15 protein-coding genes and 1 riboswitch are annotated in these 19,043 nt (G+C 72.7%); of the genes, 8 read left to right on the top strand and 7 right to left on the bottom strand.

Annotated elements, in window-relative coordinates; all coding sequences use genetic code 11:
* Positions 1–572 precede the first annotated feature (572 nt).
* Positions 573–2,222, top strand: coding sequence for a VWA domain-containing protein (locus tag ACFVN5_RS12560; RefSeq protein ID WP_376955531.1), 1,650 nt, complete (start codon positions 573–575; stop codon positions 2,220–2,222).
* Positions 2,223–2,327: 105 nt separating this feature from the next.
* On the opposite strand, the gene ACFVN5_RS12555 is transcribed toward ACFVN5_RS12560, so the two are convergent.
* From ACFVN5_RS12555 to ACFVN5_RS12525, 7 genes are all read right to left on the bottom strand, one after another.
* Positions 2,328–3,881: an MDR family MFS transporter gene (locus tag ACFVN5_RS12555; protein ID WP_376955529.1), complete on the bottom strand. Its 1,554-nt coding sequence runs from the start codon at positions 3,879–3,881 to the stop codon at positions 2,328–2,330.
* A 218-nt stretch (positions 3,882–4,099) separates the two neighbouring features.
* Positions 4,100–4,249 (bottom strand): hypothetical protein, encoded by a 150-nt coding sequence (locus ACFVN5_RS12550; RefSeq protein WP_376955527.1) that lies wholly within the window; start codon positions 4,247–4,249, stop codon positions 4,100–4,102.
* Positions 4,246–5,391 (bottom strand): cysteine desulfurase family protein, encoded by a 1,146-nt coding sequence (locus ACFVN5_RS12545; RefSeq protein ID WP_376955525.1) that lies wholly within the window; start codon positions 5,389–5,391, stop codon positions 4,246–4,248. The genes ACFVN5_RS12550 and ACFVN5_RS12545 overlap by 4 nt, the downstream gene beginning before the upstream one ends.
* Entirely contained in the window at positions 5,388–6,311 is a 924-nt protein-coding gene (nadC, locus tag ACFVN5_RS12540) for a carboxylating nicotinate-nucleotide diphosphorylase (RefSeq protein WP_376955523.1), read from the bottom strand. The genes ACFVN5_RS12545 and nadC overlap by 4 nt, the downstream gene beginning before the upstream one ends.
* On the bottom strand, positions 6,311–7,948 hold the full coding sequence (gene nadB, locus ACFVN5_RS12535) for an L-aspartate oxidase (RefSeq protein ID WP_376955521.1): 1,638 nt from the start codon (positions 7,946–7,948) through the stop codon (positions 6,311–6,313). Before nadB ends, nadC begins: the two co-directional genes overlap by 1 nt.
* A 2-nt stretch (positions 7,949–7,950) precedes the next feature.
* Entirely contained in the window at positions 7,951–9,357 is a 1,407-nt protein-coding gene (nadA, locus tag ACFVN5_RS12530) for a quinolinate synthase NadA (protein WP_376955519.1), read from the bottom strand.
* Between the two features lie 65 nt (positions 9,358–9,422).
* Positions 9,423–10,118, bottom strand: a complete 696-nt coding sequence (locus ACFVN5_RS12525) for an NUDIX domain-containing protein (RefSeq protein WP_376955517.1) — start codon at positions 10,116–10,118, stop codon at positions 9,423–9,425.
* Between the two features lie 201 nt (positions 10,119–10,319).
* Between ACFVN5_RS12525 and ACFVN5_RS12520 the strand changes: the two genes are divergently transcribed.
* From ACFVN5_RS12520 to ACFVN5_RS12490, 7 genes are all read left to right on the top strand, one after another.
* Positions 10,320–10,793, top strand: coding sequence for a DUF6220 domain-containing protein (locus ACFVN5_RS12520; protein ID WP_376955515.1), 474 nt, complete (start codon positions 10,320–10,322; stop codon positions 10,791–10,793).
* Between the two features lie 54 nt (positions 10,794–10,847).
* Positions 10,848–12,812 carry a multicopper oxidase family protein gene (locus ACFVN5_RS12515; protein ID WP_376955514.1) on the top strand — a complete coding sequence of 655 codons (1,965 nt, stop codon included), beginning with the start codon at positions 10,848–10,850 and terminating at the stop codon, positions 12,810–12,812.
* A 55-nt stretch (positions 12,813–12,867) separates the two neighbouring features.
* A riboswitch (glycine riboswitch) is annotated at positions 12,868–12,974 on the top strand.
* A gap of 144 nt (positions 12,975–13,118) precedes the next feature.
* Positions 13,119–14,297, top strand: coding sequence for a glycine cleavage system aminomethyltransferase GcvT (gene gcvT, locus ACFVN5_RS12510; protein ID WP_376955647.1), 1,179 nt, complete (start codon positions 13,119–13,121; stop codon positions 14,295–14,297).
* Between the two features lie 45 nt (positions 14,298–14,342).
* Positions 14,343–14,714 carry a glycine cleavage system protein GcvH gene (gene gcvH / locus ACFVN5_RS12505; protein WP_376955512.1) on the top strand — a complete coding sequence of 124 codons (372 nt, stop codon included), beginning with the start codon at positions 14,343–14,345 and terminating at the stop codon, positions 14,712–14,714.
* A 76-nt stretch (positions 14,715–14,790) separates the two neighbouring features.
* On the top strand, positions 14,791–17,721 hold the full coding sequence (gcvP, locus tag ACFVN5_RS12500) for an aminomethyl-transferring glycine dehydrogenase (RefSeq protein ID WP_376955510.1): 2,931 nt from the start codon (positions 14,791–14,793) through the stop codon (positions 17,719–17,721).
* A gap of 103 nt (positions 17,722–17,824) precedes the next feature.
* Positions 17,825–18,331: a sigma-70 family RNA polymerase sigma factor gene (locus ACFVN5_RS12495; RefSeq protein WP_376955508.1), complete on the top strand. Its 507-nt coding sequence runs from the start codon at positions 17,825–17,827 to the stop codon at positions 18,329–18,331.
* A complete protein-coding gene (locus tag ACFVN5_RS12490) occupies positions 18,328–19,026 on the top strand; it encodes an anti-sigma factor family protein (RefSeq protein WP_376955506.1) in 699 nt (232 codons plus the stop codon). The genes ACFVN5_RS12495 and ACFVN5_RS12490 overlap by 4 nt, the downstream gene beginning before the upstream one ends.
* The last annotated feature ends 17 nt before the right edge of the window (positions 19,027–19,043 follow it).

The following is a 19,043-nucleotide window of genomic DNA, read 5'->3' as shown; positions in this document are numbered from 1 at the left end:
CGGCACCCCCTCCGTCAAGCCCTGTCATCGAGTCGACCCGTCCGCTTAGCGTTGGAGATCCGACGGCAGGGGACGCGGCTCACGGAGCCCCGGAGCCGCGTGTTCGTCGGGACGGGAGAACACCGAAGACGCCTGTGTGACGACTGAGGGGTCGCACCCAGGGCGGGGGAGCGGGTCGGATGACTGGGGGTCATCCGACCCGCGGTGTTCCCACTCCGCGGGACCCTTCGCATGCTTGGCACGACCCTTCCCATGCCCGTCGGGTGATCCGATGACGAGCCGCTCGCCACCCACGCCCACGTCCCCCGACCGCGTCGAGGATGGCGCCGACGGCAAGCGCTCTCCCATGCGTTCGTCGGCGGCACCGATCGGGACCGCCGTACGATCCCGAGCGAAGTTCGCGTATCGGGATGCGTCGCCTATGCTGATGGGCATCCTTCCCCCGGACGGGGGAACCCGTCCAGTGAGGGAATCGGCGGCGCCACGGCACCGTCCAGCTTGGAGTGTCCGTGGGGCGTCACAGTGTGAAGGCTCCGGCGAAGAGGCCGGGCCGTGCACTCATCCTTTCCATCGTGGCCGCCGTCGCGGTCGTCGGCGTCGTCGCGTCGGGGGTCTTCCTCTGGGTCGGCGGGTACCTCAATCCGCTGTTCGCCGCGGCCGACGCCGGCTGCGCCGACCGCGAGCGGATCGTCATCGTGGCCGACACCACGATCGCTCCGGCGCTGACCGACATCGCCAGGGACTTCGACGCCGCGTCGGAGACCTGCGTGCAGACGAAGATCACGTCGCAGGACTCGGCCGACACGTCGGCGGTGCTCGCGTCGGGCGGCCTCGACGCCGACGCGTGGATCCCCGAGTCCGACGTGTGGGTCGACCGCATGGCCGCCACGGCCGCCTCGCTCGGGCAGACGCCGCCCGAGGTCGAGGTCGGCGAGGCGGTCGCCACGACGCCCGTCGTGTTCGCCGCGCCCGCCACGAAGGCGGCCGAGATCGCGAGCGAGCCGGTGACGTGGACCCGCGTGCTCGGCGGCGGCATGCCCACGATCCTGCCCGACCCCGAGGCGTCGTCGACCAGCCTCGCGGGCCTGCTCGCCCTGCGCGGGCACTCGTCGCCCGACGACCCGCGACAGTTCGCGGGCGCCATGATCGAGCTCGGCAAGTCCATCCCCGCCTCGACGGGAGCGGCTTTCGCGGCGCTCGCCGCGGTGCAGCAGCCGAGCGTCGTGATCACGAGCGAGGCGCAGGTGGCGGCGTACAACCTCGAGGACCCGTCGGAGACGCTGGTCGCGGCCTACCCGGCCGACGGCACCGTGCTCGTCGACTACCCGTTCGTGCGCCTCCCGGGGCGCGCCGACGAGGGCAAGGCGTCGACCGCCGACGGCGCCGCGAGCGCGACCCAGACCCGTGCCGAGCTGCTCACCGCCTTCGCCGCGGCGGCTCGCGACGCCACCGATCGCCTCGCCGCCGACGGATTCCGTTCGCCCGACGGCGCGGGCACGATCGACGTGGCCGGCCTCGCCGCCGAGGGACCCGTGGGTGCGGCGACCGAGCTCGACGCTGCCGCGCAGCTCGAGATCCTGCGGGCCTGGGCGGTGCTGACGCTCCGCTCGCGGATGCTCGCGGTCATCGACGTGTCGGGCTCGATGGAGGAGCCCGCCGAGAGCGGCCTGCGGCGCATCGACATCTTCCAGCAGGCCGCGATCGGGGCCATGGAGAAGTTCTCGGGCGAGGTCGAGATGGGCGTCTGGGTCTTCTCGACCGCGCGCAACGGCGACCTCGACTGGGAGGACCTCTCGCCTATCGCGCCGCTCGCCGACCAGGCGCACAAGGCCGAGATCGCCGGCATCATCCAATCGCTGCCGGCGCGACTGGGCGGCGCCACCGGTCTCTACGACACGACGCTCGCGGCCGTGCAGCGCGTGCGGGAGTCGTACGACCCCGAGAAGGTCAACTCGGTGCTGCTCATCACCGACGGTCGCAACGAGGACGAGAACGGGATCGACCTCGACACCCTGCTCGCGGAGCTCGCCAAGATCGACGACCCGACGAAGCCGGTGCCGGTCATCATGATCGGATTCGGTCCCGACACCGACCTCGCGGCGATGCAGCAGATCGCGCAGGCGACCAAGGGGGCGGCGTACTCCGCCTCGCGACCCGAGGACCTCGGGACCGTACTGGTCGACGCGCTCTCGCAGCGCACCTGCCGCCCGAACTGCGGCTGACGCGCACGCACCGCGCACGGCGCAAAGCGCACGGCGCACGGCGCATGACGAAGGGCCCGGCATCGTGCCGGGCCCTTCGTCATGCCGTGGTCGGATGCCGCGTCGTCACGCCTCGGTCGAGGCCGCCTCGAGTGCGGCGTCGCCGTGCGCGCCCGTCGCCATGTCGGCCGGCTTCCGCACGAAGAAGGCGCCGACGACGGCCGCGATCGAGATGATCGCGCCGACCATGAACGCCGTGCGCAGGCCGGCCGCCTGGGCCGCCTCGGCCGTCGCACCCGTCGCGGCCACGGAGGCGGTGACCGCCGCCATGACCGTGACGAAGAGCGCGGTGCCGGCGGCGCCCGCGACCTGCTGCACGGTGCCGACGATCGCCGAGCCGTGCGAGTAGAAGCGCGGCTCGACCGACCCGAGGGCCGACGTGAACAGCGGGGTGAACATGAAGGCGAGACCTGCGGAGAGCGCGACGTGCGCGATCAGGAGCATCCACGGGGACGTGGTCTCGGTCACCATGGTGAGCGACCAGAGCACTGCGCTCACCACGATGCTGCCGGGGACCAGCAGCGGCGTCGGCCCGAACCGGTCGAAGAGGCGACCGACGGTGGGGCCGAGCAGACCCATGAGCAGGCCGCCGGGGAGCAGGAGCAGGCCGGTGATGGCGGGCTCGAGGTGCAGCACGTCCTGGAGGTAGATCGGCAGCAGGATGATCGTGCCGAACAGGGCGGCCATCACGACGACCATGAGCGCGACCGAGATCGAGAAGTTGCGCGACCGGAACGTGCGCAGGTCGAGCAGCGCGCGGTCGCGTCGCTGCAGCAGCAGCTGGCGGAGGATGAACGTCGCGATGCCGATCGCGCCCACGGCGAGCGAGATCCACATGCCGGCGGGCGAGCCCGTGCCCGAGACGACGCCGCCGACGAGGCTCAGTCCGTAGACCAGGCCGCCGAAGCCGAACGCCGACAGGATCACCGAGAACACGTCGATGGGGATGACGCGCGGCTCGCTGACGTTCTCGACCCGGCGGATGCCGATGATCAGCATCACCAGGGCGATCGGCAGCACGAGCCAGAACATGTACCGCCACGACAGGTACGTGAGGATGAGGCCCGAGATCGTCGGCCCGATCGCGGGCGCGACCGAGATCACGGTCGAGACCCGACCCATGAAGCGGCCGCGGTCGGCGGGCGCGACGAGCGTCATGAGCGTGGTCATGAGCAGCGGCATCATGATGGCCGTGCCGCTCGCCTGCACGACGCGCGCGACCAGCAGCACCTCGAAGCCGGGCGCGAGCGCGGCGATCAGGGTGCCCGCGGAGAAGAGGGTCATCGCGGCGATGAAGATCGGGCGGGTGGCGAACCGCTGCAGCAGGAAGCCGGTGATGGGGATGACGACCGCCATCGTCAGCATGAACGCCGTGGTGAGCCACTGCGCGGCCTCGATGGTGATGCCGAGGTCGGTGACGAGGTGGGGGATGGCGACGCCCATGATCGTCTCGTTGAGGATGACGACGAAGGCGGAGGCGAGGAGCAGCCAGATCACGCGCGAGTTGCGCTTGCCGTGGAGGGCCTCGGCGTCGGTGTGGTGCTGGGCGTGCTCGGAAGCCGCATCGCCGGCGGCGACGGGCTGGTTCTGGGTCAGGTCGGGAACGGCGCGTTCGGTCAAGGAAAAGGCATCCAATCGATCTCGGCGCAGAGCGGCGCCGGAGGAGTTGCGTCGAATGTGAGAGACAACCCGCGTCGGATGAGTCGCTATTCCCGATTCGAGGGATCGATCGGAACGTATGGAATCCAGCGGCGCGAACACGCGGAAGCGCGTGCAGGTTGCATATGCGGAGTGCGGTTCAGCCGCGCACCACGAGTCGTGTGCACGGAAGGCACGGACTACGGAGCGGGCGCGGGCCCGTCGGTCGGCGTGGCGTCGGGAAGCCACCCCTCGAGGAGCTCCTCTTCGGGAGCGACCTCGTCTTCGACCCGCGTCTCGGCGTCGCGCTCGGCGTCGTCGTCGGCGGGGATGGTGGTGGGATCGGTCATGGCTTCACGATACTGCGCACCACCGACACCGCCCGGGCGACCGCGGCCGCGGCATCCGCCACGTCGTGCTCGGTCGTCTCGGCGCCGAGCGTGAATCGCACGGCGGTCTGCGCGAGCTCCGCGGGAAGCCCGATCGCCGTGAGCACGTGCGACGGCTCGTCGCTGCCCGCGGCGCACGCCGATCCGCTCGAGCAGATCACGCCGTCGCGCTCGAGCTCGAGCAGCACCGCCTCGCCGCTCGTGCCGGGGAAGACGTACGACACCGTCCCGGGCAGCCGGTGCACGGGATCACCAGTGAGCACGGCATCGGGCACCGAGGCGGCGATGCGGGCGATGAGCTCGGCGGCGAGCGCGCCGACGCGGGCCGCGGCATCCGCCCGCTCGGCCTCGGCGAGGCGCAGGGCCGTCGCGAAGGCCACCGCGCCCGCCACGTTCTCGGTGCCCGAGCGACGCCCGCGCTCCTGGCCGCCGCCGTGCACGACGGGCTCGAGCGGGATCCGGCCGCGCACGATCAGCGCGCCCGTGCCCTTGGGTGCGCCGACCTTGTGGCCCGCGAGCGAGAGCGCGTCGACGCCGAGCCCGTCGAGCGGGAGCGGCAGCCAGCCGGCCGCCTGCACGGCATCCGTGTGGAACCGGGCTCCCGACGCGTGCGCGACCTCGGCGAGCTCGGCGACGGGCTGCACCGTGCCGATCTCGTTGTTCGCGAGCTGCACCGACACGAGTGCGGTGCCGGGTCGGATGACGCGCGCCAGCGCCTCGGCATGCACCAGGCCGCCCGCATCGACCGCCACCTCGTCGACCGTGAAGCCGTGCACGCGCGCGAGGTACGCCGCGGACTCGAGCACCGCCTCGTGCTCGATCGGGGAGACCACGAGGTGCCGGCCGCGCGGGTTCGCGAGCGCGATGCCCTTGATCGCGAGGTTGTCGGCCTCGGTGCCGCCGCTCGTGAACACGACGTCGCCGGGACGGCATCCGACCACCGCGGCCACCTCGGCCCGTGCCGCCGCGAGCGCCCGGGATGCCTCGTCGCCGAGCCCGTGGTGGCTCGACGGGTTCCCGAACGAGCCCGTGAGGTAGGGCCACATCGCCTCGAGGGCCTCGCGGCGCACGGGCGTGGTGGCGGCGTGGTCGAGGAAGATCACGGCGACACCTCGGGTGCGGGGGCCGGGGTTGCGGGCGCAGTCGAAGCGGCCGCCGCGGCATCCGTCGTCGCCTCGATCACGACGTCGAGCCCCAGGTCGAGCGCCCGCGCCGAATGCGTGAGCGCGCCGACCGAGATCACGTCGACGCCGGTCGCGGCGATCGCGGCGACCGTGTCGAGCGAGACGCCGCCGGATGCCTCGACGACGGCCCGTCCGCCGATGCGCGCGACGCCCGCGCGCAGGTCGTCGAGCGTGAAGTTGTCGAGCATGATCGTGTCGGCGCCGCCCGCGAGCACGGCGTCGAGCTGGTCGAGCCGGTCGACCTCGACCTCGAGGTGGGCGGTGTGCGGCATCCGCTCGCGCGCCTCGCGCAGCGCCGCGGCGAGGTCGCGGCCGCCCGCGGTGAGCACGGCGAGGTGATTGTCCTTCGCCATGATCGCGTCGGACAGCGAGCGGCGGTGGTTGCGCCCGCCGCCGTCGCGCACGGCCTGGCGCTCGAGGCTGCGCAGCCCCGGCGTCGTCTTGCGGGTGTCCACGACGCGCGCGCCGGTGCCGGCGACCGCGGCGACGTACGTCGCGGTCAGCGTCGCGACGCCCGACATGCGCTGCACGAGGTTGAGGCCGACGCGCTCGGCGGTGAGGATGCCGCGAGCCGGTCCCTGCACGCGGGCGAGCACCGCGCCCGCCTCGAAGGCCTCGCCGTCCGCGGCGAGGCGCTCCACGACGATCCGCGGATCCGTGAGGCGGAACGCCGCCGCGAACACCTCGACGCCGCTCAGCACGCCGGGCTCGCGCGCGACGAGCTCGGCCGTCGCCGTCGCCGACCCGGGGATGAGCGTCTCCGACGTGAGGTCGCCCCAGGGCGCGTCCTCGTCGAGCGCGGCGGTGACGATGCGGTCGATCTCGCGGACGTCGGTCATCAGGCGGCCTCCTCGAGGGCGTGGGCGGCGGGGGTCGGGGTCGGCGTCGCCAGGAGCGGCTCGGCCGTCGTGGCATGCGGATCATCGGTGCGGAAGTGCGCGCCGACGCTCTCGGTCCGCGCGATCGCAGCGGCCACGGTCAGGCGCGCGAGGTCGAGCAGGTTGCGGTCCTCCGCCGTGCGGCGGTCGACGACCTCGGGCGCACGCCACGCGTCGAGCGCAGCGGATGCCGCGGCGAGCCCGTCGCCCGAGCGCTCGAGCCCGGCGTGCTCCCACATGAGCTCCTGCAGCTCGGCTCGGTCGACGATGTCCAGCGGATCCGCCGTTTCCACGCGCGAGATGCAGGAAGAAACGGCCGCCGCGCCGCGGACGCGAGTGGCCCGGTCGGCGTGTCGCCTGGAAGTTCCTGCAGCCGGTCGGTCGACGTGGACGTCGGCGGATGAGGCGGATGCTGCGGATGAGGCGGATGCTGCGGGCGCGGGGCCGAGCGCCCGTGCCGCCCGGTCGGCGAACACGGCCGCCTCGAGCAGCGAGTTCGACGCCAGCCGGTTCGCGCCGTGCACGCCGGTGCGCGCGCACTCGCCGACCGCGAAGAGCCCGGGCAGGCTCGTGCGCCCGTCGAGGTCGGTGACCACGCCGCCCATGGCGTAGTGCGCCGCGGGCGTGATCGGAACGGGCCGCGTGCCCCACTCGAAGCCGGCGTCGCGGCACGCCGCGTCGATGCCGGGGAATCGGGCGGCGAGGAAGTCCGCGCCGAGCGCGGTCGCGTCGAGGAGCACGGGACGTCCGTCCTGCTCGGCCATGCGCTTCCACACGGCTCGGGCGACGACGTCGCGCGGGGCGAGCTCGGCCCGCGGGTCCACCTCGGGCATGAAGCGCTCGCCGCGCTCGTCGACGATCACGGCGCCCTCGCCGCGCACCGCTTCGGAGATCAGGGGCGTGCCAGGCGCGGCCAGCGCCGTCGGGTGGAACTGCACGAACTCGAGGTCGGCGACCTCCGCTCCGGCGCGCCACGCGGCCGCGACGCCGTCGCCGGTCGCCACGCCGGGGTTCGTCGTATGCCGGTAGAGGCATCCGCTGCCGCCGGTGGCGAGCACGACGGCGTCGGCCCGCACCTCGGTGAAGCCGGATGCCGCGAGCAGCCGGGCTCCCACGACGCATCCGTGCTCGACCACGAGGTCGACGAGCATCGTGTGCTCGTGCACGCGGACCGCGCGACGACGCACCGTGGCGACCAGCGCGGACTCGATCGCCGCACCCGTGCCGTCGCCGCCCGCGTGCAGGATGCGCGCACGGGAATGCGCCGCCTCGAGACCGCGCGCAAGGCCCGAGTCGCCGCGGTCGAACGCGACGCCGAAGCGGATGAGGTCGCGCACGCGGGCCGGTCCCTCGTCGCAGAGCGCACGGACCGCCGCCGGGTCGGAGAGGCCCGCTCCAGCCGCGATCGTGTCGGCGTAGTGCCGCTCGGCCGAGTCGTCGGGGAACAGCGCCGCGGCGATGCCGCCCTGCGCGTGGCGGGTGCTGCCCTCGACGAGCGCCGCCTTCGTGACGACCTCGACCTCGTGGCCGGCGTCCGCGGCCTTCACCGCGGTCCACAGGCCGGCGATGCCGCCGCCGATCACGAGCACGCGAGCCATGGTCAGGCTCCCGCCGGGGCCTCGAGACGCGTCGCCTTCGGCGTCGCCTTCGGCGTCGCTCCTCGACCAGCGGTGTCGGCCGGCGTCGCGGCCGGCGGCTTCGCCGCGAGCATCCGCTCGAGGGCGAGCCGCGCCGGGTCGGCGACGCTGTCGGGCACCGTGATGCGGTTGACGACGCGGCCGGCGACGAGCTCCTCGAGCACCCACGCGAGGTAGCCCGGGTGGATGCGGTACATCGTCGAGCACGGGCACACGACCGGGTCGAGGCAGAAGATCGTGTGCTCGGGGTACTCCGCGGCGAGGCGCTGCACGAGGTTGATCTCGGTGCCGATCGCGAAGGTCGAGCCGACGGGGGCTGCCTTGATGGCCTTCACGATGAAGTCGGTCGAGCCTGCGGCATCCGCTGCGTCGACGACCGGCATGGGGCACTCGGGGTGCACGATGACCTGCACGCCGGGGTGCTCGCGCCGCGCCTGGTCGATCTGGTCGACCGTGAAGCGGCGGTGCACCGAGCAGAAGCCGTGCCAGAGGATGACGCGGGCGTCGGCGAGCTCCTCGGCGGAGTTGCCGCCGAGCGCCTTGCGCGGGTTCCACATCGGCATCTGCTCGAGCGGCACGCCCATGGCCTTCGCGGTGTTGCGGCCGAGGTGCTGATCGGGGAAGAACAGCACGCGCTGGCCACGCTCGAACGCCCACTCGAGCACCGTGCGCGCGTTCGACGACGTGCAGACGATGCCGCCGTTGCGGCCGACGAAGCCCTTGAGGGCCGCGGACGAGTTCATGTACGTGACCGGGATGACCGGCACGCGACCGTCGGCGTCGGTGGCCGTGAGGTCGCCGTAGACCTCCTCGAGCTGCTCCCAACACTCCTCGACGCTCGACTCGTCGGCCATGTCGGCCATCGAGCAGCCCGCGGCGAGGTTAGGCAGGATGACCGCCTGGTCGGGCGTCGAGAGCAGGTCGGCCGTCTCGGCCATGAAATGCACGCCGCAGAACACGATCGCCTCGGCGTCGGGCTTCGTGAGCGCCGCGTTCGCGAGCTGGAAGGAGTCGCCCACGAAGTCGGCGTGCTCCACGACCTCGTCGCGCTGGTAGAAGTGCCCGAGCACGACGACGCGGTCGCCGAGCGTGGCCTTCGCGGCGCGGATGCGGTCGTGCAGCTCCGCGTCGGAGGCGCGGCGGTACTCGTCGGGCAGCGCGCCCTGGCGCGGCGAGCCGGTGGGGATGACGTCGCCCATCGACGCGCCGGGCCCGTATCCGGCCGGGCCGCGGTCGAACTCCCACGGCCCCTCGGCGAGCTCGGGCGCGCAGGTGGAGCCGGCCGACGAGCCCGTCGAGATGAGCCGGATCGAGCGGTCGACGGATGCCGCGAGCCGGACGTCGCGGGCGGGAGGCTGGACGATGGTCATGATCGGCTCCTCGTCAGGGGTGGGGTCAATGGGATGGGATCAGTGGGATGGGTCGGTGACGTGGGTCAGCGGGCCGGGTCGGACGCGGGCGCCATCGCGGACGCCGTGTCGAAGCGGTAGAGGGCGGGCGGACGGTGCCGCGTGCCTGAGAGGCGCTCGCCCGTGTCGACGAGCGTGCCGGAGGCCTCCATGGTGCGGCGGAAGTTCGCGGGGTCGAGGCGCTTGCGGAGCACGACCTCGTGCACGGCGCGGAGCTCGGCCAGGGTGAACGTCTCGCCGAGGAAGGCGTGCGCGATGCGCGAGTACTCGAGCTTCGTGCGCAGCCGCAGCAGCGCGTAGTCGATGATCGCGCGGTGGTCGAACGCGAGGTCGGGCAGCTCGTCCTCGTCGAACCACTGCACGTTCTCGTCGGAGACCGCGCGCTCGACCTCGTCGGAGTGCACGAGCGCCCAGTACACGACCGACACGACGCGCTCGTCGGGGGAGCGGTCGACGGCTCCGAACGTGTAGAGCTGCTCGAGGTACTTCGGCGTGAGCCCGGTCGTCTCGGCGAGCGTGCGCGCCGCCGCGCCCTCGAGCGCCTCGCCGACGGGCAGCCAGCCGCCGGGCAGCGCCCAGCGCCCGAGACCCGGCTCGCGGAGCCGGCGCACGAGCGGCAGGCGGAGGCTCGGACGCTCGGCGCCCTCGTCGGGGCTGAGCGCGAAGATGACCGTCGAGACGGCGAGGCGCGCCTGTGTGGCCGGGTCGTGCTGCTGCGGCATCCGTGGCCCCTCACTCGTTCGGATCGGTCTTCGAGTCATGATGACCCTAAGTGCTGGGAATCAGCTTACAGTCAACGTGACACGAACGCGAATTCCGTGACGTCACCGAGGTGCAGACCGGTGCTGGCCCGGATGCCGCGGCCCATGCCGGGCGGGCACCATCGACGAAGCCCGATTCCACTCCTGAAAGCGAGCCTGCACATGCGCAAGCTGTTCCTCGTCGTCACGATCCTGTTCACGGCCTCCGTGATCCTGCAGCTCTACTTCGCCGCCGTCGGCGTGTTCTCGAACCCCGAGGACGAGCTGTTCGCTTGGCACGGCACCAACGGCCGCATCGTGCTGCCGATCCTCGCGCTGCTGCTCATCGTCACCGCGGCCCTCGCGCGGGCCGGGAAGCGCACGATCTGGCTGAGCGTGCTGCCGCTCGTGCTGATCCTGTTCCAGACCGTGCTCTTCATCCTCACGGGCGTGATCTTCGGACTCGACGAGTCGAGCCACGCCGACCCGCCCCTCGCCGCGACGCTCTTCCTCGGGCTCCACGCCGTGAACGGCGCCGCGATCCTGCTCCTCGGCGTGCTGCTCGTGGTGCGTGCCCGCAGGCTCGTCCGCGAGGGCGCGCCGACGAAGCCCGCCGTCGCCGCGGACGACGCGCCCGCCGCCGTGCCGAGCGCCTGAGCCGGGACGCACGATTCCGCTCACCGACTCCCGACGCGCAGCGAGGAGGGCCCGATGACCACCGCGGCCCTCCTCCTGCTGCAGTCGGCCGCCGCCATCGCCGGCGCGGGCCTCTGGCTCGCCGCCGGCTTCACCGCGGGTTCGACGACCGATCGCGCCGACCGGCGCGAACGACGGACCGTGACCGCGCTGGCCGCGGCCGGGACGCTCCTGCTCATCGCCGCGGGCGCCGGGGCACTCGCCCTCGCCGGCCGCGGCTGGTGGTTCGCCGGCGAGAAGCTCGTCGTGGGCCTGCCGTTCCAGGCCGCGGGCCTCGTCGCCGGCGCCGTCGGCCTCGCCTGGTGGCTGCGTGGCATCCAGGTGCCCGTGGCCCGCACGCTCGTGCTCGGCGGCGGCTACGCGATGGCGGCCGCCGCGGCCGCCACCTGGCTGGTCGGCTACCCGCCGCAGCCCCTCGCGACGCTGCTGCTCCTCCTCGCCGTGCTGCTCGCGACCGGATTCACCTGGACGCTCCTCGCGCACCGCGGGCGTCGTGCCATCACGGGCTTCGCGGGCCTGCTCGCGGTGCTGCTCGCCGGCGGGGTCGGGTGGTCGTGGCTATCCGACACCTCGGCGCCGCGCCTCCAGGCATCCGCTTCGCATGGTCACGGCGAGCCGGCGACGGATGCCGCGACGACGGTCTCGACGAGCGCGACGGCCTCGACGACCTCCGTGAGCGACCTCCGCACGCCCGCCGACGCGACCGGCGACGTGCACGCGTTCGAGCTCACCGCCGCGCGCCACGACGTGGAGCTCGCGTCGGGCGACACCGTGGAGGCGTGGGGCTTCGGCGGCGACACCGTCGTCGGTCCCGAACTGCGCGTCACCGAGGGCGAGCTCGTCGAGGTCGCCCTCGCGAACCGCGACATCGACGATGGCGTGACGCTGCACTGGCACGGCTACGAGGTACCGAACGGCGAGGACGGCGTCGCCGGCGTGACCCAGGACGCCGTGCTGCCCGGGGAGCGATTCACCTCCCGGTTCGTCGCCGACACGCCCGGCACGTACTGGTACCACACGCACCAGGCCGCCTCGGAGGGCGTGCGCCGCGGCCTGTACGGCATGCTCGTCGTCGAGCCGGCGGCGGGCATGGCCGAGTCGCTCGACCTCGCGCTCCCGGTGCATCGCATCGGCGGCGAGGTCGTGGTGGGCACGACCGACGGGCCGCAGTCGTTCGAAGCCGCTGAGGGCGACACCGTGCGGCTCAGGGTCGCGAACACCGAGCAGACGCCCATGCGCGTCACCGTGGTCGGCGCGCCGTTCCGGGTCGCCGCGGTCGACGGCCGCGAGCTGTCCTCGGGCGACGAGGTGGAGCGTCGGTCGGTGCGGCTCGGCGCCGGCGCGCGGGCCGACCTCGTGTTCACAATGCCCGCGGACGGCGTGCGCTTCGAGACCGACTTCTCCGCGGCATCCGTGGTCGTGGTCGCCCCGCCGGGCTCGGAGGGGCCGGGCCTCGCGCGCGAGGTGTCGGAGGTGCCCGAGCTCGACCTGCTCGCCTACGGAGCGGGCGACCGGAGCGTCGACGACGCCCTCGCCGAACTCGGACCCTTCACCGCCGAGGGCGAGCTGGTGCTCGATCGGATGCCGCGCTTCGTCGGCGGCGCGCCGACCTACGCGTACACCGTGAACGGGCAGGTGTTCCCGCATATCGACCCGGTCGATGTGCGCGAGGGCGACGTCGTGAAGCTCACAGTCGTCAACCGCGGCTTCGACGTGCACCCGATGCACGTGCACGGCCATCACGTGCTCGTGCTCTCCCGGGACGGAGTGCCGGCGACGGGTGCGCCGCTCTGGCTCGACACGGTCGACGTGCGGCCCGGCGAGGTCTGGGAGCTCGCGCTCGTCGCCGACAACCCGGGCATCTGGATGGACCACTGCCACGACCTCTCGCACGCGGCCGCCGGCATGATGATGACGCTCGCCTACGAGGGCGTGACCACGCCGTTCGAGCACGACGCGCACGGCAACCGGCCCGAGTAGGGCTGCACGCGCCCGCGTCGGCTAGGATCGGCGGTACAACCTCACACCGGGCCATCGACGCGTCGCGGGAGAGCCGGGCAGTTCCATCAGGAGACACACTGGCCGGCACCGAAGGAGCAAGCCTCCCCGCCAATCTCTCAGGTCTCACACCGCGACGACGAGGCCGCTCTGAAAAGCGGATCGGGCATTCCCGCCACATCCCGCCGACGGTGAAAGCGCGAACCTTCGCGTGAAGCTCTCAGGCCCATGACAGAGGGGGAGTTCCCAGCGGCATCCGCCGACCGCCCGCGCGACTCTGGAGAACTCGTGACCGACCCCGGCACCACCGAATCCGGCCCTACCGAACGTCGAAGCCCCCTCGATGCGGTGCACCGCGCCGCCGGCGCGTCGTTCACCGACTTCGCGGGCTGGCAGATGCCCGTGCGCTACTCGAGCGACCTCGCCGAGCACCACGCCGTGCGTACGCACGCCGGCATCTTCGACCTCTCGCACATGGGCGAGATCATCCTGCTCGGGCCGGGCTCCGCGGCGGCGCTCGACTTCGCGCTCGCCGGCAGGCTGTCGGCCATCGAGATCGGCCAGGCCAAGTACTCGCTGCTGCTCGACGAGGACGGCGGCATCATCGACGACCTCGTCGTCTACCGCACCGGCGACGACCGCTACATGGTCGTGGCGAACGCCGCCAACCGCGAGGTCGTCGCGAAGGAGCTCGTCGCGCGTGCCGAGGGCTTCGACACGTTCGTCTCCGACGAGAGCGACGACGTGGCGCTCGTCGCCCTCCAGGGCCCCGACGCGCGCGCGGTGCTCGAGGAGACGCCGGGCTTCGGCGTCGACGACGGCCCGAGCAACGACGTCGAGGAGTTCGACGTGCAGCTCGCCGCGCTCAAGTACTACCGCGCCTTCCCGGCGACGTTCGAGGGCGAGCCCGTGCTCGTCGCCCGCACCGGCTACACGGGTGAGGACGGCTTCGAGCTCTACGTCGCCCCCGACCGCGCAGCGCGCCTCTGGGAGGCCCTCACCGAGACCGGCGGTCCGCGCGTCGTGCCGGCCGGGCTCGCCAGCCGCGACACGCTGCGCCTCGAGGCGGGCATGCCTCTCTACGGCCACGAGCTGAACCGCGACATCCTCCCCGTGCAGGCCGGCCTCGGCCGCGTCGTCGCGCTCGCGAAGGAGGGCGACTTCGTCGGTCGCGCCGCCATCGAGGCGGGTCCTCCGACGGATGCCCCGGTGCTCGTCGGCCTCGCCGCCGAGGGCCGCCGCGCCGCGCGCGCCGACTACGAGGTCTACGACGGCGAGGGCGCGGATGCCGCGCGCGTCGGCGTCGTGACGAGCGGCGCCCTGTCGCCGACGCTCGGCCACCCCGTGGCGATGGCGTTCGTCGCGCCCGATGCCGCGGAGCCCGGCCGCGAGCTGTACGTCGACGTCCGGGGCACGCGCGTCCCGGCATCCGTCGTGCCGCTCCCCTTCTACAAGCGCCCCGCCTGACGCACACGACCGAACCCACCGCACCGCCCACCGCGAGGAGAACCCATGACCGACCTGACCGCCCTGCAGTACACCGAGGAGCACGAATGGGTGCTCGTCGACGGCGACACCCTGACGATCGGCATCACCGACTACGCGGCCGAGAAGCTCGGCGACGTCGTCTACGTCGACCTGCCCAAGGCCGGCACGCAGATCACGTCGGGGAACGTCGTGGGCGAGATCGAGTCGACGAAGTCGGTCGGCGAGCTGTTCGCGCCCGTCGACGGCGAGGTCGTCGAGGCGAACCAGGCGGTGATCGACGCGCCCGAGCTCGTGAACAGCGACCCGTTCGGCGAGGGCTGGCTCATCAAGGTCACCGCGCCGAACCTCCCGAAGCTGCTCACCCACGACGAGTACCGGGCGCTCACCGGCGAGTAGCCGGCCACCCCACGCCACACCGGTCTCGAGACGCCGCTGCGCGGCTCCTCGACCAGCGAACCAGAGAAGGATCCCCATGCCCACCTCCCCGGCCTTCGACCTCGACGCGTTCGGGCGCCGCCACATCGGCACGACCCCGCGCGACCACGAGTGGATGCTCGCCGCGCTCGGCTACGACTCGCTCGATGCGCTCATGACGGCGGCGGTGCCGACGGCCATCCGCATGGGGGAGGTGGTCGACTCGGTGATCCCGCCGGCCGCCACCGAGCGCGAGGCGATCGCGGAGCTCGCCGCGCTCGCCGAGCAGAACACCGTGCGCACCTCGATGATCGGCCTGGGCTACTCCGGCACGATCACGCCCGCCGTGATCCAGCGGAACGTGCTCGAGAACCCGAGCTGGTACACCGCCTACACGCCGTACCAGCCCGAGATCTCGCAGGGCCGCCTCGAGGCGCTCATCAACTTCCAGACGATGGTGTCCGACCTCACGGGGCTCGACACCGCGAACGCGTCGATGCTCGACGAGGGCACCGCGGTCGTCGAGGGCATGCTCCTCGCCCGCCGCGGCTCGAAGTCCGCCTCGAACCGCTTCGTCGTCGACGCCGACGCGCTGCCGCAGACGCACGCGCTGCTCGTCTCGCGCGCCGAGGCCGTGGGCATCGAGCTCGTCCTCCTGCCGCTCGCGGAGCTCGTCGAAGCGAGCGAGGCCGACGGCGATGCCCGTCTCGACCGGCTCACCGAGCGGTTGGGCGAGCACTTCGGCATCTTCGTGCAGTACCCGGGCGCCTCGGGCCGCGTGTGGAACCCGGCATCCGTCATCGCCGCATCGAAGGAACAGGGTGCGCTCGCGGTCGTCGCGGCCGACCTGCTCGCGATGTCGCTGCTGACGAGCCCGGGCGAGCTGGGGGCGGATGTCGCGGTGGGCACCTCGCAGCGGTTCGGCGTGCCCATGGGCTTCGGCGGCCCGCACGCCGGCTACATGGCGGTGCGCAAGGGCCTCGAGCGCCAGCTCCCGGGTCGCCTCGTCGGCGTCTCGCAGGATGCCGCGGGCCACCCGGCCTACCGGCTGAGCCTCCAGGCGCGCGAGCAGCACATCCGTCGCGAGAAGGCGACCTCGAACATCTGCACCGCCCAGGTGCTCCTCGCCGTCATGGCGTCGATGTACGCCGTGTACCACGGGCCGCGCGGCATCCGGCACATCGCGACGACGACGGCGGCGAAGGCCAAGGCGCTCGCCGACGTGCTCACGGGCCACGGCCTGACGCTCGCGCACGACTCCTACTTCGACACCGTGCGGGTGCACGTGCCCGGCCTCGCGAAGAACGTCGTCGAGCGCGCCCGCGAGCTCGGACTCAACGTCTGGGAGGCCGACGAGGCGACCGTGCACATCGCGGTCGACGAGACCACCACCGCCGACGAGCTCGCGCGGGTCGTCGAGGCGTTCGGGTTCGACCCGCGCATCGACGTGCCGGTGTCGCTCCGCGAGCTGCCCGCCAGCCTGCCCGAGTCGCTGCGCCGCACCTCCTCGTACCTCGAGCACCCCGTCTTCAACACGCACCAGTCCGAGACGCAGATGATGCGGTACCTGAAGTCGCTCGCCGACCGGGACTACGCGCTCGACCGCGGCATGATCCCGCTCGGCTCGTGCACCATGAAGCTCAACGCCGCCACCGAGATGCAGTCGGTCACGTGGCCCGAGTTCGCGAACCTGCACCCGTTCGCTCCCGAGGCCGACGTCGTCGGCACGCTCGGACTCATCGAGCAGCTCGAGAACTGGCTCGCCGAGGTCACGGGCTACGACACGGTCTCGCTGCAGCCCAACGCGGGCAGCCAGGGCGAGCTCGCGGGCCTCCTCGCGATCCGCGGCTACCACCGCGCGAACGGCGACCTCGACCGCGACCTGTGCCTCATCCCGTCGAGCGCGCACGGCACGAACGCGGCATCCGCGGTGCTCGCCGGCATGCGCGTCGTGGTCGTCGCCTGCGACGAGCTCGGCAACGTCGACCTCGACGACCTGCGCGCGAAGATCGCGGAGCACGCCGACCGGATCGCTGCGCTCATGATCACCTACCCGTCGACGCACGGCGTCTACGAGCACGAGGTCACGCAGATCACCCAGGCCGTGCACGACGCCGGCGGCCAGGTGTACGTCGACGGCGCGAACCTCAACGCGCTGCTCGGCTTCGCCCGCTTCGGCGACTTCGGCGGCGACGTGTCGCATCTCAACCTGCACAAGACGTTCTGCATCCCGCACGGCGGCGGCGGGCCGGGCGTCGGCCCGGTGGCGGCGAAGGCGCACCTCGCGCCGTACCTGCCCGGCCACCCGCTCGCGCAGCGCGCCGACCACTCGGGCGGCGTCACGCACGACGGCGGGCCCGTCTCGGCGGCGCCGTACGGCAGCCCGTCGATCCTCCCGATCTCGTGGGCGTACGTGCGCATGATGGGCTCGGAGGGCCTCAAGCAGGCGACCGCGACCGCGGTGCTCGCGGCGAACTACGTCGCGGCGCGCCTGCGCGACCACTTCCCGGTGCTCTACACGGGCGACAACGGGCTCGTCGCGCACGAGTGCATCCTCGACCTGCGCCCGCTCACCGCGGCCACCGGCGTCACGGTCGACGACGTCGCGAAGCGGCTCATCGACTACGGCTTCCACGCGCCGACCATGTCGTTCCCCGTGGCGGGCACGCTCATGGTCGAGCCGACCGAGTCGGAGGACCTCGCCGAGCTCGATCGCTTCATCGAGGCGATGATCGCGATCAAGGCCGAGGCCGACGCGGTGGGCCGCGGCGAATGGCCGGCCGACGACAATCCGCTGCGCAACGCGCCGCACACGGCGGAGTCGGTCATCGCGGGGGAGTGGACGCATCCGTACACCCGCGAGCAGGCCGTCTACCCGGTGCACTCGCTCGTGCGCAACAAGTACTGGGCGCCGGTGCGCCGAATCGACCAGGCCTTCGGCGACCGCAACCTCGTCTGCGCCTGCCCGCCGGTGGAGGCGTTCGCGTAGCCGACCGATGCACCATGCGGATGCTTCGGCGCGACGGTGTCGAAGCATCCGCGAGACTGAACCCCACGGGGCTCCTTCTCGTTGTCACCGCAGGAGGTGACCGATGTCGCAGGACGACGATCGTCGGCTCGTCGCGCTGTACGACGCGCACGGGCCGTCGTTGTGGCGGTACGTCGTGCACCTCACGGGCGACCCAGCGGGCGCCGACGACATCGTGCAGGAGACGCTCCTGCGCGCATGGCGGAGCCCGCGCATCCTCGAGCAGGAGCCCGCGTCGACGCGGTCGTGGATGTTCACCGTCGCGCGGAACCTCGTCATCGACGAGGCGCGCAGCGCTCGCCGCCGGCACGAGATCGGCGTCGGCGAGCTGCCCGACCCCGGACGCGAGGACGGCACCGACCAGCTCTTCGAGAGCCTCATCATCGAGGAGGCGCTCGCCGGCCTCGACTTCGAGCACCGTGCCGTGATCGTGCACGCCTACTACGGCGGCTGCAGCATCGCGGAGGTCGCGCGGCGGCTCTCTATCCCGGAGGGGACGGTCAAGTCGCGGCTGCACTACGGATTGCGGGCCCTGCGCCTCGCATTGCAGGAGAAGGGGGTGACGCGATGAACCCGGATCACTCGCGCTACGCCGACTGGGACTCCGCCTACGTGCTCGGCGCGCTCTCGCCGGCCGAGCGCCGTGAGTACGAGGAGCACCTCGAGACCTGCGACGCCTGCCGCCGATCGGTGGCCGAGCTCTCGCCGATGCCGGGCCTGCTCGCACGGCTGTCCGCCGACCGCGCCGAGGCGCTCCTCGAGGAGCCCGAGGGCGCGACGTCGTCGCCCCACCCCGCGCTGCTCGACGCCGTGCGTCGTGAAGGCCGACGTCGTCGCCTCCGTCGCACGCGCATGCGCATCGTGCTGGCCGCTGCGGCGGCGGTCGTCGCGATCGCCGCGGTCGCCGTGCCGCTCTCGCTCATGCGGCCGGCGACGGATCGGCAGCTCGTCGCGTTCGAGACCGTCGCCGATCGCCCGGTCACCGCGAGCGCGGTCCTCACGCCGGTGGAGTGGGGCACGCGGATCGAGCTCGACTGCACCTACGAGACGACGCCCGGCGAGGACCACGCCGAGGAGAGCTGGCCGTACGCGCTCGTCGTGATCGGCCACGACGGCACGACCTCAGAGGTGTCGACCTGGCGGGCGACGCCGGGAGCGACCGCGCGACTCGAGGCGGGCAGCGCCCTGCCCGTCGACCAGATCGCGTCGCTCGAGATCCGGGCGGTCGCGACCGGCGACGTGCTCATGCGCAGCGTCGCCGGCTGAGCGGCATCGGCCGGGTC

Source organism: Agromyces sp. NPDC057865, from assembly GCF_042796995.1.
In the GTDB taxonomy this organism is placed as follows: domain Bacteria; phylum Actinomycetota; class Actinomycetes; order Actinomycetales; family Microbacteriaceae; genus Agromyces.
The sequence above is the reverse complement of the archived record's forward strand: the minus strand, read 5'-3'. Positions and strand labels throughout refer to the sequence as shown.